An 18,155-nucleotide genomic window follows, 5' to 3' on the forward strand; every position below is an offset into this window, starting at 1 on the left:
TTTTTAATTGCTTTGGGATGTTGTCTTCGTATAAAAAACAAGATTTGAGGCTTAAGAGCTTTAATATTGGCGTTCTAGTGCCTCAAATCATTATAGTTTTTGTCTACTCATTTATTGGTTTAAATAATACGCGCCTTCAACCACATACTTTTTACTTTGATCTAAATCTTTTGGATCAATTCCTATAAATTCTTCATTTTCATTTGCTACCTGCACTTGCTTTTTTTGAAAGCTTCCCTGAGAAGTTTCAACAAAAATATAGGTTTCCTTCCCCTTTCGCAGGATTCCTTTTTTTGGTATCAGTATCAGACTATCTGTTGTAATGTGAACCTCTACTTCAAGTTGCGCACCTAATGGAAGATTTACTGCTTCAGGCAAATCAGCATGTGCTAAAACACTATTGTCGTTGACCTTTTTATTAATGAAATGCAAGGAACTTTCATACCATTTATTTCCCTCTGGGAGCTTAAACGTCACTCTTTGTCCTTCTTTCAGTTGATCTACATCTTTCGGGAAAATATTGAATTCCAAATGCATTTCATCCAAATTGATCAGCTCAAAAAGACTCTCTTTTGGTTCAACCATCATTCCATTACTAATATTCACTTCCGTAATCACGCCATTAAAGGGTGCTCTCAAGCGTAAAACATTCTGCAAATTTCCTTTTTGTAAGTTGGCTATATTAATCCCTAATTTTTGAAGCATGCTCTTTTTAGCATCGATGTTGACTTTTTCTTCAAAATATTTAGCTTCAGCTGCCTGAAAACTTTTGAGTGAGATAGATTGATCTTCTACCAAGGTTTTTTTCCTTTGATAATCGGCCTCCAATTGCTTTAGGTTATTAACAGCTGCTAAATAATTGCTTTGTAATGTAAGTATGTCGGGATGTGAAAAGCTGGCCAAGACCTGACCTTTCTGAACGGCCTCACCAGGTAAAATTTTAGTACCTTCTATAAAAGCTCGATGCACTAGATGTAATTCTGCAATATCTTCCGGTGCAACAGCTAAAGCGCCAAATGTCGTTATTTTTTTGTCCAATGGAGCTTTTTCTAATTTTGCTACCTTTAGATTGGTGTTCTTTATCTGGCTTTCAGATAGGGAAATTTCATTTTTAGTGTCTTGTTGCCCATCAGCAACAGTTTCTTCTGATCCGCTACAAGCCCCAAAAGCTAGTAAGGATGATATGATTAATATATTGATTATTTTCATTTTCTTTCTGTTAAATATTGTAATTCAATTGAAATATTGGCAATTTCTTTTTGAAGTTCTAGGTTGGTTTTTTGAATATTATAAAGTGCTGTTAAATTCTGCACAAATTCATAAAAATTCAGTTCCCCAATTTGGAGTGCATCAGCCGAGGATGATTCTAATTCATCCAGTTCCTCCATCATGGAAGCGCTTTTGTCAATGAGCGCAGTATAATTTTCATAGTCCTTCTTAGCGCTTATTAACCTTTGGTTCCTTTCATTATTTTCCCAATCCAAAGTGGATTCTTGAATGTCTTTTTCGATTTTCAATTCCTTAATCTTTCCTTTTACTCCATTGTAAACTATGGGGATGCTAATGCCTACTTGCACGCTCTGATAACCTGTTACATTTTGTAAACTTTGGTTCACATAAGCAATATAAGCATTGGGAAAATACTGAGCTTTACCCACTTTGATATTGTTCTCTGCAGCTAAAAGTTGTTGCGCGTTTCTTTGGGTAAAAGCAGGGTCTAAAGTCAAAGAATCTAATGAAGAAGTCCAATCGTAACGACTGTAGCCCGAGGCAGAATCAGGTAATTGATCGCAAAAGCATAATTGCTTAAGTGTATGAATATTATCATTTAGCATTTTCCGGCTTTTGATTAATTCATTTTCAATAGTCATTAATTGTCCTGATAGACTTAAAGTTTCCAGTTTTCCGCTTTCTCCTTTCTCGACCATTTCTTCAGCTTGGCTCATACTTTTCTTTAGAAGTTCTGCTTGCGCTGTCAGAAAATCTACTTGCTTTAAGCTAAAGACCCATTCGTTCCATGCTTTTCGAATTTCACTAGACATTTCTTTTTTAGCTAAATGATATTCTTGCTGTGCCAAATCAATTTGTGCAGTTGCCATCTTTTGCCTTCTGAAATTAGCAGGAATATTTCCTAGGGATTGTTGGATATTCCAACTATAGTCTATTTCAGGCCCATCTATTTGCCCTCTTTGATAATTGATATTAGTTGATGGGATCTGAAAAGCTTGTGCTTTAAATGTTTCTGCTTGTTCAATTCTCAATTTTTCATTTTGAATTTGCGGGTTTTGTTCCATTGCGTTTTGAATCATCATCTTTAATGTTTTAGGCTCATGATTTTGATCTTGAGCCTTTGCATTTTGATGAAAGCCGAAAAAGCTAAACAGTATCAATACCAGCATAGTAGCTACTTTGGAACCTGATTTACCTTTATTTTTATTCATCAAATAATATAGAGACGGCAAAACCACCAAGGTTAGAAAGGTAGCAGTAATTAAACCTCCAATCACCACAGAAGCCAAAGGTTTCTGTACTTCAGCTCCACTTGAAGTAGAAAGTGCCATTGGGAGAAATCCTAAGGAAGCAACCAAGGCGGTCATTAATACCGGTCTTAATCGGTCGGTACTTCCAAGCTTAATCAGCTGTAATAAATCCATATCCTTTTCTTCTTTTAAATCATTCAAATGACTGATTAAAACGATTCCATTCAATACGGCTACACCAAAAAGTGCAATAAATCCCACCCCAGCTGAAATACTAAAAGGCATGTCTCGTAGCCATAAGGCCAATACACCACCAATCGCGGACAGAGGAACCGCAGAATAGATTAGCAAGGCATATTTTACTTTCCCAAATGCGAAATAGAGTAAGATGAAAATAAGTAGAAGTGCAACAGGAACAGCAATAGCTAACCTTTTGCTGGCTTTTTCTAGCGTCTCGAACTGCCCTCCATATTTTATTGAATAGCCGGGATCCATTTTCAATTTACTATCCAAATTGGATTCTATTTCTTTCACAAGTCCCGCAATATCACGATCTCTGACGTTAGTGCCCACCACCACTCTTCTACGGGTGTCATCTCGGGAAATTTGCAATGGGCCTTCTTGATATTTCCAATTAGCTACTTCTGATAAAGGGACAAGTTGACCGTTTTGACTTTTAATAGTCAGCTTATCCAAATTGATTGAATTTCTGAATGATTCCTTTAATCTAACTACCAATTCAAATTTCCTCTCTCCTTCAAATATGAATCCTGCATTTTCACCTGCATATGCAGCTCTTATGATGCTGTTCAATTCTTCAATGGAAACACCATATTGAACTGCTTTTTTTCTATTGTAGCTGATTACCCATTGTGCTAATCCTTCCGTTTGCTCTACTTTTACATCCGCAGCTCCAGGTACTTCTTTTATAATATCAGATGCCTGTTGACCATAATCTGCCAGTTTAGCCAAATCTTCACCGTATATTTTCACGGCTATATCGGATTTCGCACCTGTAATTAATTCATTGAACCTTAATTGAATGGGCTGAGTAAATTCAAAAATAGCAGTAGGAATGACAGCTAATTTTTCTTCCATTTTTTCAATCAAATCAAAGCGATCATCCGCAGTCGTCCATTCATCTTTTGGTTTGAGGATAATCATAATATCAGCCAATTCAATCGACATAGGATCTGTCGGTACTTCAGCAGTACCTATTTTAGAAACCACTGACTTGACTTCAGGGAAATTATCTAATAAAATCTTTTCAGCTTTCGTACTTGTTGCAATACTTTGTTCCAATGAAGAACCGGGAGGTAATGTCATTTGCATGGCCAAATCGCCTTCTTCCAATTGTGGAATAAATTCAGACCCCATTCTGCTGAAGATAAATAAGGCAATTGCCAATAAAACCACTGAAAGTGAAATCGTTACTTTAGGGTTTTTCAATGATGAATTCAAAACAGGTTTATAGGCAGCTTTGAATTTGTTCATCACCTTATCTGCAAAAGTGACTTTTTCCTTAATATTCTTCTTTAAGAATAAAGCCGTCATCATGGGTACGTAGGTCATAGAAAGAATCATGGCACCTAAAATGGCAAAACTGACGGTTTGTGCCATAGGTCTAAAAGTTTTCCCTTCGATTCCTGTTAAGGATAAAATGGGTAAGAAAACAACCAAGATAATTAAAACACCAAAGGCAGCAGATTTATAGATTTTTTGAGAAGCATCGATTACAATATCATCTATTTCCGATTGACTCAGTTGCTTGCCAATATGGACAGTGAAGAGAATATGGAGAATACTTTCTACAATAATCACCGCTCCATCTACCACTATTCCGAAATCGATGGCTCCCAATGACATCAGATTAGCAGACACATCAAAAATGTTCATCATGATGAAAGCAAATAGCAAGGATAGTGGAATAATGGAAGCTACAATCAAACCTGCTCTGAAGTTTCCTAAAAGGAGAATAAGTACTAAAATTACAATGACCCCACCTTCCAATAAATTGGTTTTTACGGTATTGATTGCTCTGCCCACTAAATCAGAGCGGTCTAGATAGGGTTTGATTTGAACCCCCTCTGGTAATGATTTCTGTACTTCTTCTACTCGCTGATTTACAAGATCTAATGTTTGGGATGAATTTGCTCCTTTTAACATGAGTGTAATGCCGCCAACTGCTTCTCCTTGTCCATCTTTCGTCATGGCACCAAAGCGTTTGGCATTGCCAAATTGTACCGTTGCAATGTCTTTTACTAGAACTGGCGATTTCGAATCAGCTTTGACCAATGTATTGCGGATATCTTCTAAATCTATCATCATACCTTCGGTTCTCACATAGTAGGCATTCTGATTTTTTTCAATGTAGCTGCCTCCTGAGTTTTCATTGTTAGCTTGCAACGCAATAGTCACCTCCTGAAAAGTCACTTGATGTTGAGCCATTAAGGTAGGATTGACCGCCACTTCATATTGCTTAAGAAAACCTCCAAAGGAACTTACTTCTACAATTCCTTTAATTCCTGAGAGTTGTCGTTTCACTATCCAATCCTGAATAGTACGAAGCTCCATAGCAGAGTATTCTCCTTTATGAGCTTCATCTACTTCTAAGGTGTATTGATAAATTTCACCTAAGCCTGTCGTGATCGGCATAAGTTCGGGAGCTCCTAACTTCGCTGGGATTTCACCGCCAACAATATTGATTTGCTCTTGCACATATTGCCGCGTATCCAAAATGGGTACGCTTTCTTCAAAAACAATGGTAACAACAGAGAGCCCATATTTTGAAATAGAGCGAATCTCCTCAACCATTGGGATATTTGCCATTGATATTTCAATGGGGTAGGTGATAAATTGCTCCACCTCCTGTGCTGATAATGATGGACTTACTGTAACTACCTGTACTTGATTATTGGTGATGTCTGGAACAGCATTAACGGACAGCTGACTCATGGAATATATACCGCCACCAATTAAAGCGATTACTCCAAAGAACACTATCAATTTGTTCTTTATGGAGAAAGAAATAATTTTTTGAAACATGAAATGTTATTTGATTATTTAAGAATAAAATAAATGTAAACGAATTCTTAAATAAGGGAAGGGGGACCGCGGTAAGAGAAGCTACTGTTGAATAAAGTTTGAATAACTTCATCGTCAACCTGAACTTGTGTTAATATATCATTTCCAACTTGTGAGAAATCAAAATCAGTAATTGCAGGAATGAAGAACAATATATCATTACTACTCAGGCTTCTTTGATTAGCGTGTTTAGCTGATGCTGAATTGTTGTTTTGATAATTATCGAGATGATTAGCACCTAAATTAATATGAAAACCGACTTTTAATAAATCTAGTGGAGACTGAATCGGTTCCTTTTCTATAATTTCTTGAATATCAAATTTTTCACTGCTGTGGTGATGTGGTACAAAGCTGTGCAACAGTAAAATACTTACTGCAATACTAATGAGCGATATGCTAACAAACTTTTTCATTTTTAAAAGGTGTAAAAGAATTAGACAAACTTAGCAATTCTTCATGCGGTTCGTTGTCTAAATAAACTTTCACTCTTCACTTTATGTACTCATTTGTCCAAAAAAAGTTTTAAAGTCGACATCATATTTCCTTTTCTAATTTGGACCAAGTACAAATTATCGGATAGTGCACTGATATCTAACTCACCTTTCTGATTGAAATTGTTAGATTGGAATTGTAGACGACCTTGTAGATCATAGATTTTAATCTCATCCCAGCTGTCAGTAAATTTTAATTTACCTCTATTTGGATTTGGGTAGACCTTAATATTCCATTCATTATCTAATGGTTTCTTATTTGACACTGTAATTCTTGATTTATTGAAAACCGGCCTAATCATCACACTACCTTGTAAAACAGTATTGGGTTCCCACGAGCCGCTTCGATTATAAAAAAGATTATTAGCACTATTCGTATTTTTATCAAAACCGATTGAAAGTGGATCGTCATTTTCTTCTCTGTACCCAATGTAAAAATCTCCTCTTAACATGACCGGTCTATCAAATTCAAATCGTTGAAACTGATTGATTGCAGTACTTTGGTTTAGAAGGACATTTTGAGCCCGTAAAATATCGTCTGTACTAGTGCTAAGATTGTTCCAAACTAATAGTGTGATATTTTGTGTAGATGCATTTTGAGCTATATTGGGTGTATAAATGTCAATTCCTGTCAGTATTTGCTCTCCGATCATTTCATACCCTTGAGCTAGTAAAAAATTCCTTGAATTCAACTGAACTCTAGACTCTGCAGTTCCGTCATCATAGGCGTAATAGTCATGGAGAGGGATAATGGTTGAGATGGTATCATTCTGCCTAAAACTAAGGTCTGGATAGTATCTGGCAACACCGTCTATGGTTTCAAAAAAGAGACTGTCATTTGTTCCTAAATTAAATTGGAAATTTAGATAGACTGAATCCTCAGTTTCTTTTTCTGTCAATAAATAATTGATAAAGTCAGTTTTATTTCGTGCTTGAAAAGTGAATCTTGCGGTATCTTGTAAATCAGTTAAAAATACTCCATTCACATCCAAGGAATCGATTATTACATTAGGCTTTAAAGTGTCGAATACTACACTGAAAAACTCTGTCCCAAAAGAAAAATTGTTCGCGTTTCCAGCCCAAAGGTTGTTGTAAATGAATTCTGAAGTTTGAAGGTTTTCATCCAACCATTCAGCTTCTAAATGATGGAGTGGTATGGCGTTATAATCCTTAAAAGGAGTACTTGCTTTTCGTGAGAAGGTTCGGTCTTCGTAAGAATCGTAGGCATTATCCTGAGTATTAACGGGTGTATTTCCCTCATTTAAATAAATGTAATCTAAATTCCAAACATCAAAGTCACCAGCCAAGTTGCCTGAGACTTCAAACTTGAATTGAAAACCAGAATGAAAAAAACTACTATCATTTACTCTTTCAAAATGTTGAGAGAATAATGAAGGTTCAATTCTTGCATTGCCGCTAAATCCATGTACTTGAATCCATTTTCCTTCACTATTCTTAAAGCTTAACTTCAGGGAGTCTTGGTTGTCGGGTGCAAATCCCCCAAATCCTTCTTGCCAGAAAAAGCTTAGGTTAACGTTTGAATTTAGGGTGAAATTTGAGAGATCAATAGGTTGAGATACAAGGCTATCACCTACACCATTGTCTCCAGCATCAGTATTGTAGGCCAACCCTTGGCCATCAAAACCGTCCAAACTTGCCACCTTATTGGAAGGGGGCAAGTAGGTATAGCCGCTATTTACAAATACATTTTGACTATTTATCCAAAGGCTACTATCAGGAAAACTACTATGATTTGAAAAATCATCCCAGAACGGCAAGGAAATAGTATCTATTTCAATTATTCTTTGCTCTAGAGAAGGGGTGTTTTGACTTTCATAATGAGGAACTGCCTTTTCGCTTATTTGAGCATTTGCACTCATGAATGAAAAGAAAACAAGACCAATGATATAAAAATTTTGCAGCCAGTTGAGTTTCATATCTCATCAGGTGTCAATATTTCGTCTTTGTTTTTGGGAGCAACTACCCAAATATCAACAGTATTTCCAGTCCTAACTGAAGTCCCTGATTCTGGATATTGTTGGAGGACTATTCCCCCTGCTTTTTCATCATCCTCTCTCGTTCTTACTTTACCTAACTGCAATCCGCTTCCAATAATGATAAATTCAGCGTCCTCTTTATTATTCCCAACCAACTCGGGCATAGAGAATGGCCTTCCGTTACCATTACCAATTACCAAATCTATTGTTGAGCCTTTAGGAATATCTGCACCGGCTGCAATTTCTTCTCCATCTACCTTTTGTTTTAAAACTGCATTTTGAAATTCGTGCGGTTCATAAGTGATTTTACCTAACAAAAGGCCATAGCTTTCCAATACCATTTGAGCATTTTTCAAAGAGCCATCAACTAATTTCGGCATTTTCACATTTGGTGGACTAGTCGCATTCAGAGAAACGTAAATCTTTCTATTTTCTTTCACCTTCTTTCCTTCTTTAGGATTTTGACTTAATACGGTCAAAGGTGGATATTCCGTTGAAAAGCCTGAATCTGCTGTGACTTCAAATCTTAAATCCCTTTCTAGTAAAAATTCATCTAATTCATCCAAATGAACTCCTTCAAGTTTAGGCACGGTAATACTTTCACCATGATGAGTAGTAACAGGTAAATAGATATAGAAAAAAGTTAATATGATGACAAAACCTATGCCCACGATCAGGCCCAGGTGCAGAAATAGATCTTTTAAAGAATTAGCTTTTAGCTTCATTTTGCTATTGTTTGTTTTTTCATTTTTTCAGTTCCAAAAGACAGTATTTTATCAATAAAATCATAGGGCTTGTAGCCATTGATTGCTGTTTGATGAAAAATACAAGTTGCCGGAGTCATGCCCGGCAACGAGTTAACTTCAATAATAATAGTTTCTGCACTTAAATCCTCATAAACTCTTACAAAAGCATCAATACGCGCATAACCTGTGATATTAAGTACCTCTGCTGTTTTCTTTAATGTATTTTTTACTTGCTCAGCTACTATTTTGTAATGTTCATGCTCTGGAGTATATCTCGCTGGTGTTATGTTTTGCCCTTCACCAGCCAAGAATTTTTCTTCTAAACTTAAGACTTCACCACCTGCTAACGCTTCTGACGGCTCAAATATTTCATATTCTATACTTCCATCTTGTTGAAAATGCGTTAATAGTCCTCCAGTGATTTCCAGGAAATATTTAGCGTCTTTCTTTTCAATAAGTTCTTCAAGTAGAAAGAAATTCTTTTGTGGAAACTCTTCGTTCTTCTTTAATTTTAAGATATTAGCTAGGTCTTCAATAAAATCAGCCTTTGGTCTGAACATCATGCCTGCAAAAGCTTCTAATTCAGTTCTATTTTTTATTTTCTTAACTGCTGAACTACAACCATCATCTGCTGGTTTAGCAATTAATGGATACCTAAGCTGCTTTTCTATGGCCTCAATTTCAGTCGTGTGATTGCTGTGCCATTTTTCTTCATAAACCAAACGATGGTCAGCAACTAATATCCCAGCATTCCTCAAGATTTCATTGGTGTCGTATTTGTTGATCGTAATTTTTGAGCTTTCTACATCAGATCCATTATATGGGATGTTTAATTTCTCTAATTTAGCTTGTACCGCACCATCTTCTCCCGGTCTTCCATGTAAAGCTATGAAAGCCACGTCTATCAATTCTGGTAAATCTTGATATGATATTTTTTGGAATTCCGTTACGCTTGAAGCTACATATTTTTCAGTGACTTCATTACTTTCAAATTTGATTTGGGCAATAATGGGATGAATATGATAATCTTTAATTTTATCCTTTATGTCATCCGCATTGTCTTTCAACATTATATTTATTGGCAACACATAAAGTTCATGCTGATCTTCATTTCCACTTAGGAATATTGGGATCGGTAAATATTTTTCTGAAGAGGAAAGTTTTTCATATATATTTCGACCACTTTCTACTGATATATGTCTTTCAGTAGAAAAGCCACCCATAATAACCCCTACATTGATTTTCTTTTGTGCTTCATTTTTCAATCCTTCCAGAGCTTTGTCTAACTGTTTAATCATTTTTTGAAGTTCAAAATGATGCTTTCCGGTCTTTAATCTCGCCTGTAATGAAGTCCTTATTATATAACTTAAAAACTGAGAGGGGTTGAGTCCGATTTCTGCAGCCTGATGAAAGAAAAATGAAGAAGGAAGCATGCCTGAAGTAGTATTAGGATCGTTTAAAAACACCTTTCCTGAATCCGTAATGAAGCCATCTATTCTTGCATATACATCTATTTGTAGTGCTTTAAATAAGTCTGAGCATTTCGTTCTGATTTTCTCTATAATATCTTGAGGAGCGTTGATAGGAGTGATTTTTCTGCTGATACCGGGTAAATATTTGGATCGATAGTCAAAAACATCTTTTCCTTTTCTAATCTCTGTTGGAGGTAGGGCTATGGGACGACCATTCTCATCTTGAATAACGATGCAAGAAAATTCTTTCCCTTCAATAAAAGATTCAATTAATAAGGAATCTTCAGAATCAATAGCTTTTAGTAATATTCTTTCCTTTTTTGATGATATGCTATTGTTTAAATACTGAAGCAGTTCGTTAGGTGTGTAAATAATTTCTTCTTCTATGATTACTGGAAGACCGATTCCTTCTCGAATATCTACCAATTTAACTATGAAACCTACTTTATCTTCGTGGCTATATTGAGCCCAATCTGAAGTCGTTATTTCTAGCTCAAAGAAGCTTTTTTGAATCAATCTCTCAAAGCGTGATAAATTATCTTCATCAAGTATACTGACGCCAATGGAAGATCCTTGGTGAGGTGCTTTAATTACCAATGGAAGGCCAATGTCATCTTTCAGTTTTTGAAAAATGATTTCATGTGGTTGAATATCCCAATCTGCTTTGTTTAAAATAATACTTTTAGGCCCTTCGAATCCAGCTTGCTGTAGAAATTGCCTTTGAGCAATCTTACTGATTCCAATTGAGGAAGGCAAAATCCCTGCGCCACTGAATGGGATACCATACCACTCTAAAATCCCTTGAATATTACCATCTTCTCCATAGGGCCCATGGAGAGATAGAAAGGCAAAGTCTATGTATTTATGAAAATCGGATGGATTTATTTTTCGACCAACCTCAGAGATAAGCTTATCCCATTGCTCATTTGAAATATTTCTTAAAGATTCAGCATAAATTTGAATCGGGAGTTCGGATTTTGGTAAAGAATTTACTGGAGGATAAAAATCTCTGATTGTGCCTTTATATATGTACTGCCAATCTAACAAAATGAAATGACCTTTGCTATCTATAAAAATAGGAACGGCAGTAAATACTGATTTGTTAAGGTTGTCATAGACGGTCCTACCACCCGCAAAAGAGATTTCTCGTTCTCGTGATTGACCTCCAAAAAAAATTCCAATTCTCATTTAATGTTGTTTTACTGAAATGTAAAAATAACATATCAATTAAGAATTTACCTCATGATTTACGAATAGTGAATTTAATTTTGATGTTTTCTTATTTAGCGCCTTATTTTTGGATGATAAACCTTTCACTAGCTGTCATTCTTTTGGTATTGAGTCTCAATATATACATGCCGTCTGCCAATTGTGAAATATTAAAGTTGATATATTGGTTTAAGATTTTTGGTTCAGTAAATTCTAACATTACCTTTCCTCTCATATCCAAAATCTGGAAAAAACCTTCTTCCGCAACGTCCAGATTTAAATGTAAATTTAGGTCGTTTTTAGCAGGATTGGGATAAATCACAAAAGGCTTGGCAGTGTTAGGATACGGAGGTGGGGGAGACTGACCTACAAAGAAGGTAATGTTTTTTAAATACAAATTATGTCCATTGTCATGAGTTACTTTGAATGCTAAACGAATTTTTTCTCTAAATACATAAGGCGATAGATCAATAAATTCATTTCTCCATATTAATTGATTCGAAACATCATTACCGAAAGATGTAGCTAAGGAATCTCCTGATTTACTATAAATTAAAGTATTGAAATTTTTCCCATTGATATCTGAAATGTATATCTCAAATTTTTCTGCTTGTCTAAATGCTTTTCTATAGGATATATCGAAAATAAGGCCTAGATAATTGGTATTGCTTACATCCATAAGAGGACTTATCAACCAATCTTCAGAATCTTCTTTCGTAATTGCAGAAGAATTACTGTTTACGGCAAGATTGTTACTACTGTACGTCCATCCAGCATCTTTATCAGGATTAAAATCAAACCAATTGTCATTATTATTATCCTTTAAACTTAATCTCAAAGGAGGCAATTCTTCAAAACAATTATTCTCAAAAGGCAAATAGAATGTATTAACAACTTCTTCTTCCAAGTCGTTAGTAATGGCCCGAACTTCATATTCTCCAATATTTTGCTCTGGCTGTGCAATCAATATATCCACTATGCTTTCCTGCCCGGAAATTAGAACTTCATTATTCAAAATATATTCTTTTACGATCTCATCTTGATTTCGTATTTCGATTTTGTAATTATTAATGTTTTCTCTGCCAACATTTTTGACAGTCAATTTCCCTGCCAATATCTCATCGCAGAAAAGTGGATTAATGTCGTCCCATTTTATAATTTCTATTTCTTTATTCTTTTTGCTAGACTCTTCAACTTTGAACTCGCTGATGTAAAAATTATTAGATAATCTGTTTTCAGCTACAATGCTAAAACTGACAGATTCTTCATTTTTAAGTCTGTTAAGATCAATTTTTAAGGTGTCCCAATCTAGACGGTGTTTTGGTGTGAAAAGAGAGTCAATTTCATAGGCTGTAGATATATCCGTTATGCTATTGGTGAAGATTAGGTCATTGAAAGTTCGTCCACAATCATAGGATGCGTATATACTAATTTTGTTTGGAATGGAATCACCTACTTGTGCAAAAATGAAGCTAAGTTCAGGCACATCAATAGTGGTGAAATCAAAAATTGGGGAAACAATTTGGTCAATTTCACCAAAATTTTGACGGTTATCAAAGAAAGGTATTCCTAAGCCTGCGTCAAATAGCTGCCAGGTCTCCTCGCTATCTGGGTTTCTTACAAACCAAGGGATAATGTTATTTTGAAATTTCTTTTCGTAAGGGAGACTTGCGGCCTCCAGTTTTTGATAATATTCTATTTTTTGGTTGTTTTCAAGCCGCTCATCTTCAAAGCTTCCCTCCAAATTTACTCTGTAAAATAGAGAATACTGCCCAGTATCCTCAAAATTTAGTAAAGAAAAGTAGACAATTTTTTCTTCACCACTTTCCAAGGTTTCATTGTATTCCAATGTTTCTTCCAAAACCCCATCAATAAACAATTGAACTGTAAAATCCTCAACTGGAAATATTCCCTGGTTCTTAATGATTATTTGGGGGTTGAAGTTGCCGCTGCAACTTCCGTTAAATTGAGAATTTAATTCCGACAGGCCCAAATCACGATTGAAGATTGGAGGTTCCTCCAACCCTTTTGATTCAGTAAGGCTTTTCCGTCTTGGGCTGTTTTCTACTACAGTTCGGACTCTGGATTTTTGATCCAAAGTAAAAATATTCATGCATGCATCATTAGTATAGTCCATGAAATTTTGAACCATATCCAAATTCCCGCATGTGGTCTTGCTAAGGTTACATCCTGAACTCGAACTATTTGAAGGAGGGGTATCTTCACAGAAATCATCGATAGAGCATCCTCCATCACCCCAAATATGGCGTAAACCAAAAAAGTGGCCCATTTCATGAGTTGCAGTTCTTCCTTTACTTTCAAAACTAGGGCTGTCCGGGTTTTCACCAAAGTACACATAATCGATGCTTACACCATCAATTAATCGGTTATTACTAGCCGCATCTAAGCCTGCAAGATTTGAGACTGGAAATTCTGCCCAACCTAAGCTACCTCCAGCTAAGTCCGCAATCCAAATATTAAGGTAATCTTCTGCGGGCCAATAACTTTCTGAACTTAGTACAGCCCTTTCTTGGTAGCTGTAACTTGCTTGACTACCAGGTACCCTCACAATTCCGTTAGTTTCAAAGCCATCGGGACTTTGTTTGGCATATATAAATTCAATTTCGAATGAAGTAGCAAGGTCCTGAAATTGCTCTAAGGTCTCACTTGCATCTACATTCAGCCGATTAAAGTCTTCATTTAAAATTTCGAGTTGACGATCTATTCTGCTTTTAAGTAGATTTCCTCCTACACCCACAGGTTCTCCATTATGAATAATATGAAATACGACTGGAACTTGGACTACATTTTGTTGCCTTTGAGAACTGACATCTAGTGCGATTTTCTGATTAGCTATCCAGTTTTCAAAATTCTCGGTATTGAGTTCTGGATATTTTTTTTCTCTCTCCTCTAAAATTTTTGGAACTGCACATCTTTCTTGGGCAGATAGCAGTGGCATGTTGATTAATTGAAATAAAATAAAAATACCACTCCCAATGGTTAATTTGAAATAAGAGTGGTATAGTTTTTTCATTGGGTCTAAGTAGTTTTGTCTAAATTTAATTAGACTCTAAATTAAAACCAAGGATTACGTTATAACTTAATTCAGTGCATAATTTTCTTTTGAATTTAATGTTAATTCAAAATAATATTAACGCATTGTTTCTGGTAGTTCAGCGTTTGGGTCATCTGCAGAAGTGATGTTTATAGCCTCAACTGCTGTTACTTCCGGTACTGCTTTTTTAACTGCCTCTTCCACGCCTGCTTTTAATGTCATCGTGGACATAGGACAGTTGCCACAAGCACCTAACAATTCCAGCCGCAAGAGTCCCTCATTTAAATCTAAAATTTTCACGTTACCACCATCAGCTTCTAAATAAGGCCTAATGGAATCTAATGCTTTCTCTATTCTATCTAAAACATCCATAATTTATTGATTTCATCTCGTCATTTCTACTATTTTGGTCCCCTCCATGCCTGCATTTCTAATTGCAACCTGTCGGGCTAGTTTTTGAGCCAATTCTTTAAAAGCATCGGCTGATGGCCCATCTTTCATTGCAGTTGGATAGCCTGAGTCTCCACTTTCACGTATTGATTGCACCAATGGCATCTGACCTAAAAAAGGAATTTTATATTCTTCACTCATCTTGTAGCCACCCCCTTCTCCAAATATAAAGTATTTATTATCTGGAAGTTCTGCAGGTGTAAAATAAGCCATATTTTCAACTAGCCCTAAAATAGGTACATTTATCTGAGGTTGCTTGAACATTCCAATTGCTTTTTTGGCATCTGCTAAAGCTACTTTTTGAGGTGTGGTCACTACAACTGCACCTGTTACTGGAATAGTCTGAACCAGGGTTAAATGTATGTCACTTGTTCCTGGAGGTAAATCAATTAACAAATAGTCCAACTCACCCCAGTCCGTGTCGCCAATAAATTGCTTTAATGCTGAACTTGCCATTGGCCCTCTCCAAACCACTGCATTATCTGGCGGAGTTAAAAATCCAATTGAAATAAGTTTTATGCCATACTGCTCAATTGGAACAATTATATTTTTGCCGTCTACTTGCCTAACTTCAGGCTGTTCTGCCTCGCAATTAAACATTGTTGGGATTGATGGGCCAAAAATATCGGCATCGATTAAACCTACTTTTGCACCTTCTTGAGCTAAAGAAACGGCCAAATTTGCTGTTACAGTTGATTTTCCGACCCCACCTTTACCTGATCCAATAGCGATGATATTTTTCACGTTTGGTAATAAGGGAGCACTGCTTCTAGTAGAAGTAACGTCAGAAGTCATATTCGGAAACACTTGTAAATCAGCATTCACAAGTTTGTGGATTGCATTGATACAATCATTTTTTATTACTTCTTTTAATGGACAGGCAGGTGTAGTTAACACTACCGTAAAATAAACGGCATTTCCATCAATGCTAACATCTTTGATCATATTAAGAGTCACCAAATCTTTCTTAAAATCTGGATCATCCACTGTGCTTAGTGCTTTAATAATGCTATCTTTAGTAACAGCCATATATATCTTTTGTAATTAAAAAATCTTACTTTTACTTTGAATTTGATGCAAGTTAAACTTTATCAATTTAGCTAACAATTCATTAAGGAAATTAGTTGGAATTAGTTTAAATAAACACTAAAAAATATTAAAAATCAGTGGGTTTAAGTCCGAAAACGATACAAGATGTTCAAGACAGAGCAGAAATAGAGGAGGTAGTTGGCGATTATGTACCGCTTAAAAAGAAGGGACAAAATCTGTGGGCTTGCTGTCCCTTTCACGAGGAGAAAACCCCTTCATTTTCTGTTGCTCCAAACAAAGGAATATATAAATGCTTTGGGTGCGGTAAAGCAGGAGATTCTATACAGTTTATAATGGAGTTGGAAGGCCTTAATTTCCCTGAAGCCATTCGGCAATTGGCTGATAAATATTCCATAGAGATTGAGGAGACAGAATCTTCACCTGAGCAGGAAGAAGCATTTAATGAAAGAGAGAGCTTATATATTGTTTTAAATTTTGCTTCAGAATATTTTAAGGATTTATTGCATAATCACCCAGATGGTAAATCTATAGGTTTAAGCTACTTCAAAGAACGTGGATTTTCCAATGCAACAATTGACAAGTTTGATTTAGGCTTCACTTTAGATCAATGGGATGGTCTAATAAAAGCAGCCCAAAAAGCAGGGCACAGTGAAGAGATTTTGGAAAAAGCAGGTTTGATTATTAAAAAAGAAGACAAGACCTACGATAGATTCCGTAACCGTGTAATCTTCCCTATTCATTCCATTTCTGGAAAACCCATTGCTTTTGGGGCCAGAATACTAATAAATGATAAAAAGCAACCGAAGTATATCAATTCCCCGGAAACGGATGTATATCACAAAAGTGAGGTGTTGTATGGAATTTCCCAAGCGAAAAAAAGCATAAGAGATGAAGAAAATTGCTATTTAGTAGAAGGATATACTGATGTAATCTCGCTACATCAATCGGGTGTTGAAAATGTTGTAGCGTCTTCTGGAACATCATTAACCACTCAGCAAATAAAGCTCATTGGAAGATATGCCCAAAATGTGACGGTCTTATTTGATGGTGATGCGGCAGGATTAAAAGCTGCTATGCGTGGGATTGATTTAATTTTGGAGGGTGGGCTGAATGTTAAAGTTGTCATTTTTCCTGATGGTGAAGACCCGGACAGTTATTCCCAAAAAATGGGGGATGAGGCCTTTAAAGCTTTCCTAGATCAAAATGCAAAGGATTTCATCCGCTTTAAATCCGATTTGTTGTTAGAAGAGACAAAGAAGGATCCAATTAGAAAAGCAGAGACTATTCAAGATATTGTGCGCTCTATCTCTAAGATTCCCGACCCTGTAAAGAGAGCAATTTATATTAAAGAATGTAGCGATATACTCGAAATAGATGAGGGTATTTTAATTGCTGAGCAAAATAAAGTAATTCTTCGTGACAAACAGAGCAAGGGGGATATCACCAAGCGCCAAGCAAACTATTTGAGCGAAAGCTTTAATCAGGCGCCCGAACAAATACAAAAGCAATATAGTCCTTTTGAAGTAGCTGCGCTGCAAGAAAAGGAAAGTATTCGTTTGTTATTAACCTATGCTGAGTTACCATTAGGAGAAGATAAATTAGTAATCGATTATTTGCTTCAAGAACTGGCTGACACTGAGTTCATTCATCCTGTTTATGCTGAAATACTAAAGGATTTTGTAGCCCATTTAAAGGAAGGGGTGGTTTTAAACGAGTCTCACTTTATTAAGAACGGTTCAGAAGCAGTAAGGAAAGTGATTTTCTCTCTTTACACTGATAGATATGAACTGAGTGAAAACTGGGAGAAAAAGTTTGAAATATTCACTTCCCATGAACGTCATATACTAAATGACTCTATCTATACTCATGTATTGCGATTGAAACATAGATCGATACTGCACTTGATGGAAAAAAATACCGAAGAATTGAAAAATATTGAATCTCAAGACGATGAGCATGTTATTCTGCAATATTTAATGCAACTTAATCAAGCAAAAATGGAGATTGGTAACCTATTAGGTATGGTGGTTGTGAAATAATATTCAAACACTTGCAGAACGCATTCGTTTAATTTTTGTCGGGTAATCATGAAATAATGGCTACCTTTGTGATTTATTATTT

Annotated in this window: 10 protein-coding genes; 1 reads left to right on the forward strand and 9 read right to left on the reverse strand. The window is 35.9% G+C overall.

Annotated features, from left to right (window positions below; translation table 11 throughout):
* Positions 1 to 111: 111 nt before the first annotated feature.
* The 9 genes from Q3Y49_RS12505 to Q3Y49_RS12545 form a co-directional block, all read right to left on the reverse strand.
* The gene (locus Q3Y49_RS12505; RefSeq protein ID WP_303268592.1) at positions 112 to 1,209 is read right to left on the reverse strand and encodes an efflux RND transporter periplasmic adaptor subunit; all 1,098 of its coding nucleotides are present in this window, start codon (positions 1,207 to 1,209) and stop codon (positions 112 to 114) included.
* Positions 1,206 to 5,525, reverse strand: coding sequence for a CusA/CzcA family heavy metal efflux RND transporter (locus Q3Y49_RS12510; protein WP_303268593.1), 4,320 nt, complete (start codon positions 5,523 to 5,525; stop codon positions 1,206 to 1,208). The genes Q3Y49_RS12505 and Q3Y49_RS12510 overlap by 4 nt, the downstream gene beginning before the upstream one ends.
* A gap of 47 nt (positions 5,526 to 5,572) precedes the next feature.
* Entirely contained in the window at positions 5,573 to 5,977 is a 405-nt protein-coding gene (locus Q3Y49_RS12515) for a hypothetical protein (protein WP_303268594.1), read from the reverse strand.
* 89 nt (positions 5,978 to 6,066) lie between these two features.
* Entirely contained in the window at positions 6,067 to 7,992 is a 1,926-nt protein-coding gene (locus Q3Y49_RS12520; RefSeq protein ID WP_303268595.1) for a T9SS type A sorting domain-containing protein, read from the reverse strand.
* On the reverse strand, positions 7,989 to 8,777 hold the full coding sequence (locus tag Q3Y49_RS12525; protein ID WP_303268596.1) for a PASTA domain-containing protein: 789 nt from the start codon (positions 8,775 to 8,777) through the stop codon (positions 7,989 to 7,991). Before Q3Y49_RS12525 ends, Q3Y49_RS12520 begins: the two co-directional genes overlap by 4 nt.
* Positions 8,774 to 11,458, reverse strand: coding sequence for a D-alanine--D-alanine ligase family protein (locus tag Q3Y49_RS12530; protein ID WP_303268597.1), 2,685 nt, complete (start codon positions 11,456 to 11,458; stop codon positions 8,774 to 8,776). Before Q3Y49_RS12530 ends, Q3Y49_RS12525 begins: the two co-directional genes overlap by 4 nt.
* 103 nt (positions 11,459 to 11,561) lie before the next feature.
* Complete coding sequence (locus Q3Y49_RS12535) at positions 11,562 to 14,513, reverse strand: M43 family zinc metalloprotease (protein WP_303268598.1); 2,952 nt, start codon at positions 14,511 to 14,513, stop codon at positions 11,562 to 11,564.
* Between the two features lie 117 nt (positions 14,514 to 14,630).
* Entirely contained in the window at positions 14,631 to 14,906 is a 276-nt protein-coding gene (locus tag Q3Y49_RS12540; RefSeq protein ID WP_303268599.1) for a NifU family protein, read from the reverse strand.
* Between the two features lie 12 nt (positions 14,907 to 14,918).
* A complete protein-coding gene (locus Q3Y49_RS12545; protein WP_303268601.1) occupies positions 14,919 to 16,013 on the reverse strand; it encodes an Mrp/NBP35 family ATP-binding protein in 1,095 nt (364 codons plus the stop codon).
* Positions 16,014 to 16,150: 137 nt separating this feature from the next.
* Between Q3Y49_RS12545 and dnaG the strand changes: the two genes are divergently transcribed.
* Positions 16,151 to 18,073 (forward strand): DNA primase, encoded by a 1,923-nt coding sequence (dnaG, locus tag Q3Y49_RS12550; protein WP_303268603.1) that lies wholly within the window; start codon positions 16,151 to 16,153, stop codon positions 18,071 to 18,073.
* Positions 18,074 to 18,155 lie beyond the last annotated feature (82 nt).

The sequence above is a fragment of the Marivirga harenae genome (assembly GCF_030534335.1).
In the GTDB taxonomy this organism is placed as follows: Bacteria; Bacteroidota; Bacteroidia; order Cytophagales; family Cyclobacteriaceae; genus Marivirga; species Marivirga harenae.

What these genes read in the sequence shown, in the direction of transcription:
- Q3Y49_RS12545 (WP_303268601.1), bottom strand. Translation starts at nt 16,013, where the DNA reads ATGGCTGTTACTAAAGATAGCATTATTAAAGCACTAAGCACAGTGGAT.
- Q3Y49_RS12505 (WP_303268592.1), bottom strand. Translation starts at nt 1,209, where the DNA reads ATGAAAATAATCAATATATTAATCATATCATCCTTACTAGCTTTTGGG.
- Q3Y49_RS12520 (WP_303268595.1), bottom strand. Translation starts at nt 7,992, where the DNA reads ATGAAACTCAACTGGCTGCAAAATTTTTATATCATTGGTCTTGTTTTC.
- Q3Y49_RS12510 (WP_303268593.1), bottom strand. Translation starts at nt 5,525, where the DNA reads ATGTTTCAAAAAATTATTTCTTTCTCCATAAAGAACAAATTGATAGTG.
- Q3Y49_RS12540 (WP_303268599.1), bottom strand. Translation starts at nt 14,906, where the DNA reads ATGGATGTTTTAGATAGAATAGAGAAAGCATTAGATTCCATTAGGCCT.
- Q3Y49_RS12525 (WP_303268596.1), bottom strand. Translation starts at nt 8,777, where the DNA reads ATGAAGCTAAAAGCTAATTCTTTAAAAGATCTATTTCTGCACCTGGGC.
- Q3Y49_RS12515 (WP_303268594.1), bottom strand. Translation starts at nt 5,977, where the DNA reads ATGAAAAAGTTTGTTAGCATATCGCTCATTAGTATTGCAGTAAGTATT.
- Q3Y49_RS12530 (WP_303268597.1), bottom strand. Translation starts at nt 11,458, where the DNA reads ATGAGAATTGGAATTTTTTTTGGAGGTCAATCACGAGAACGAGAAATC.
- Q3Y49_RS12535 (WP_303268598.1), bottom strand. Translation starts at nt 14,513, where the DNA reads ATGAAAAAACTATACCACTCTTATTTCAAATTAACCATTGGGAGTGGT.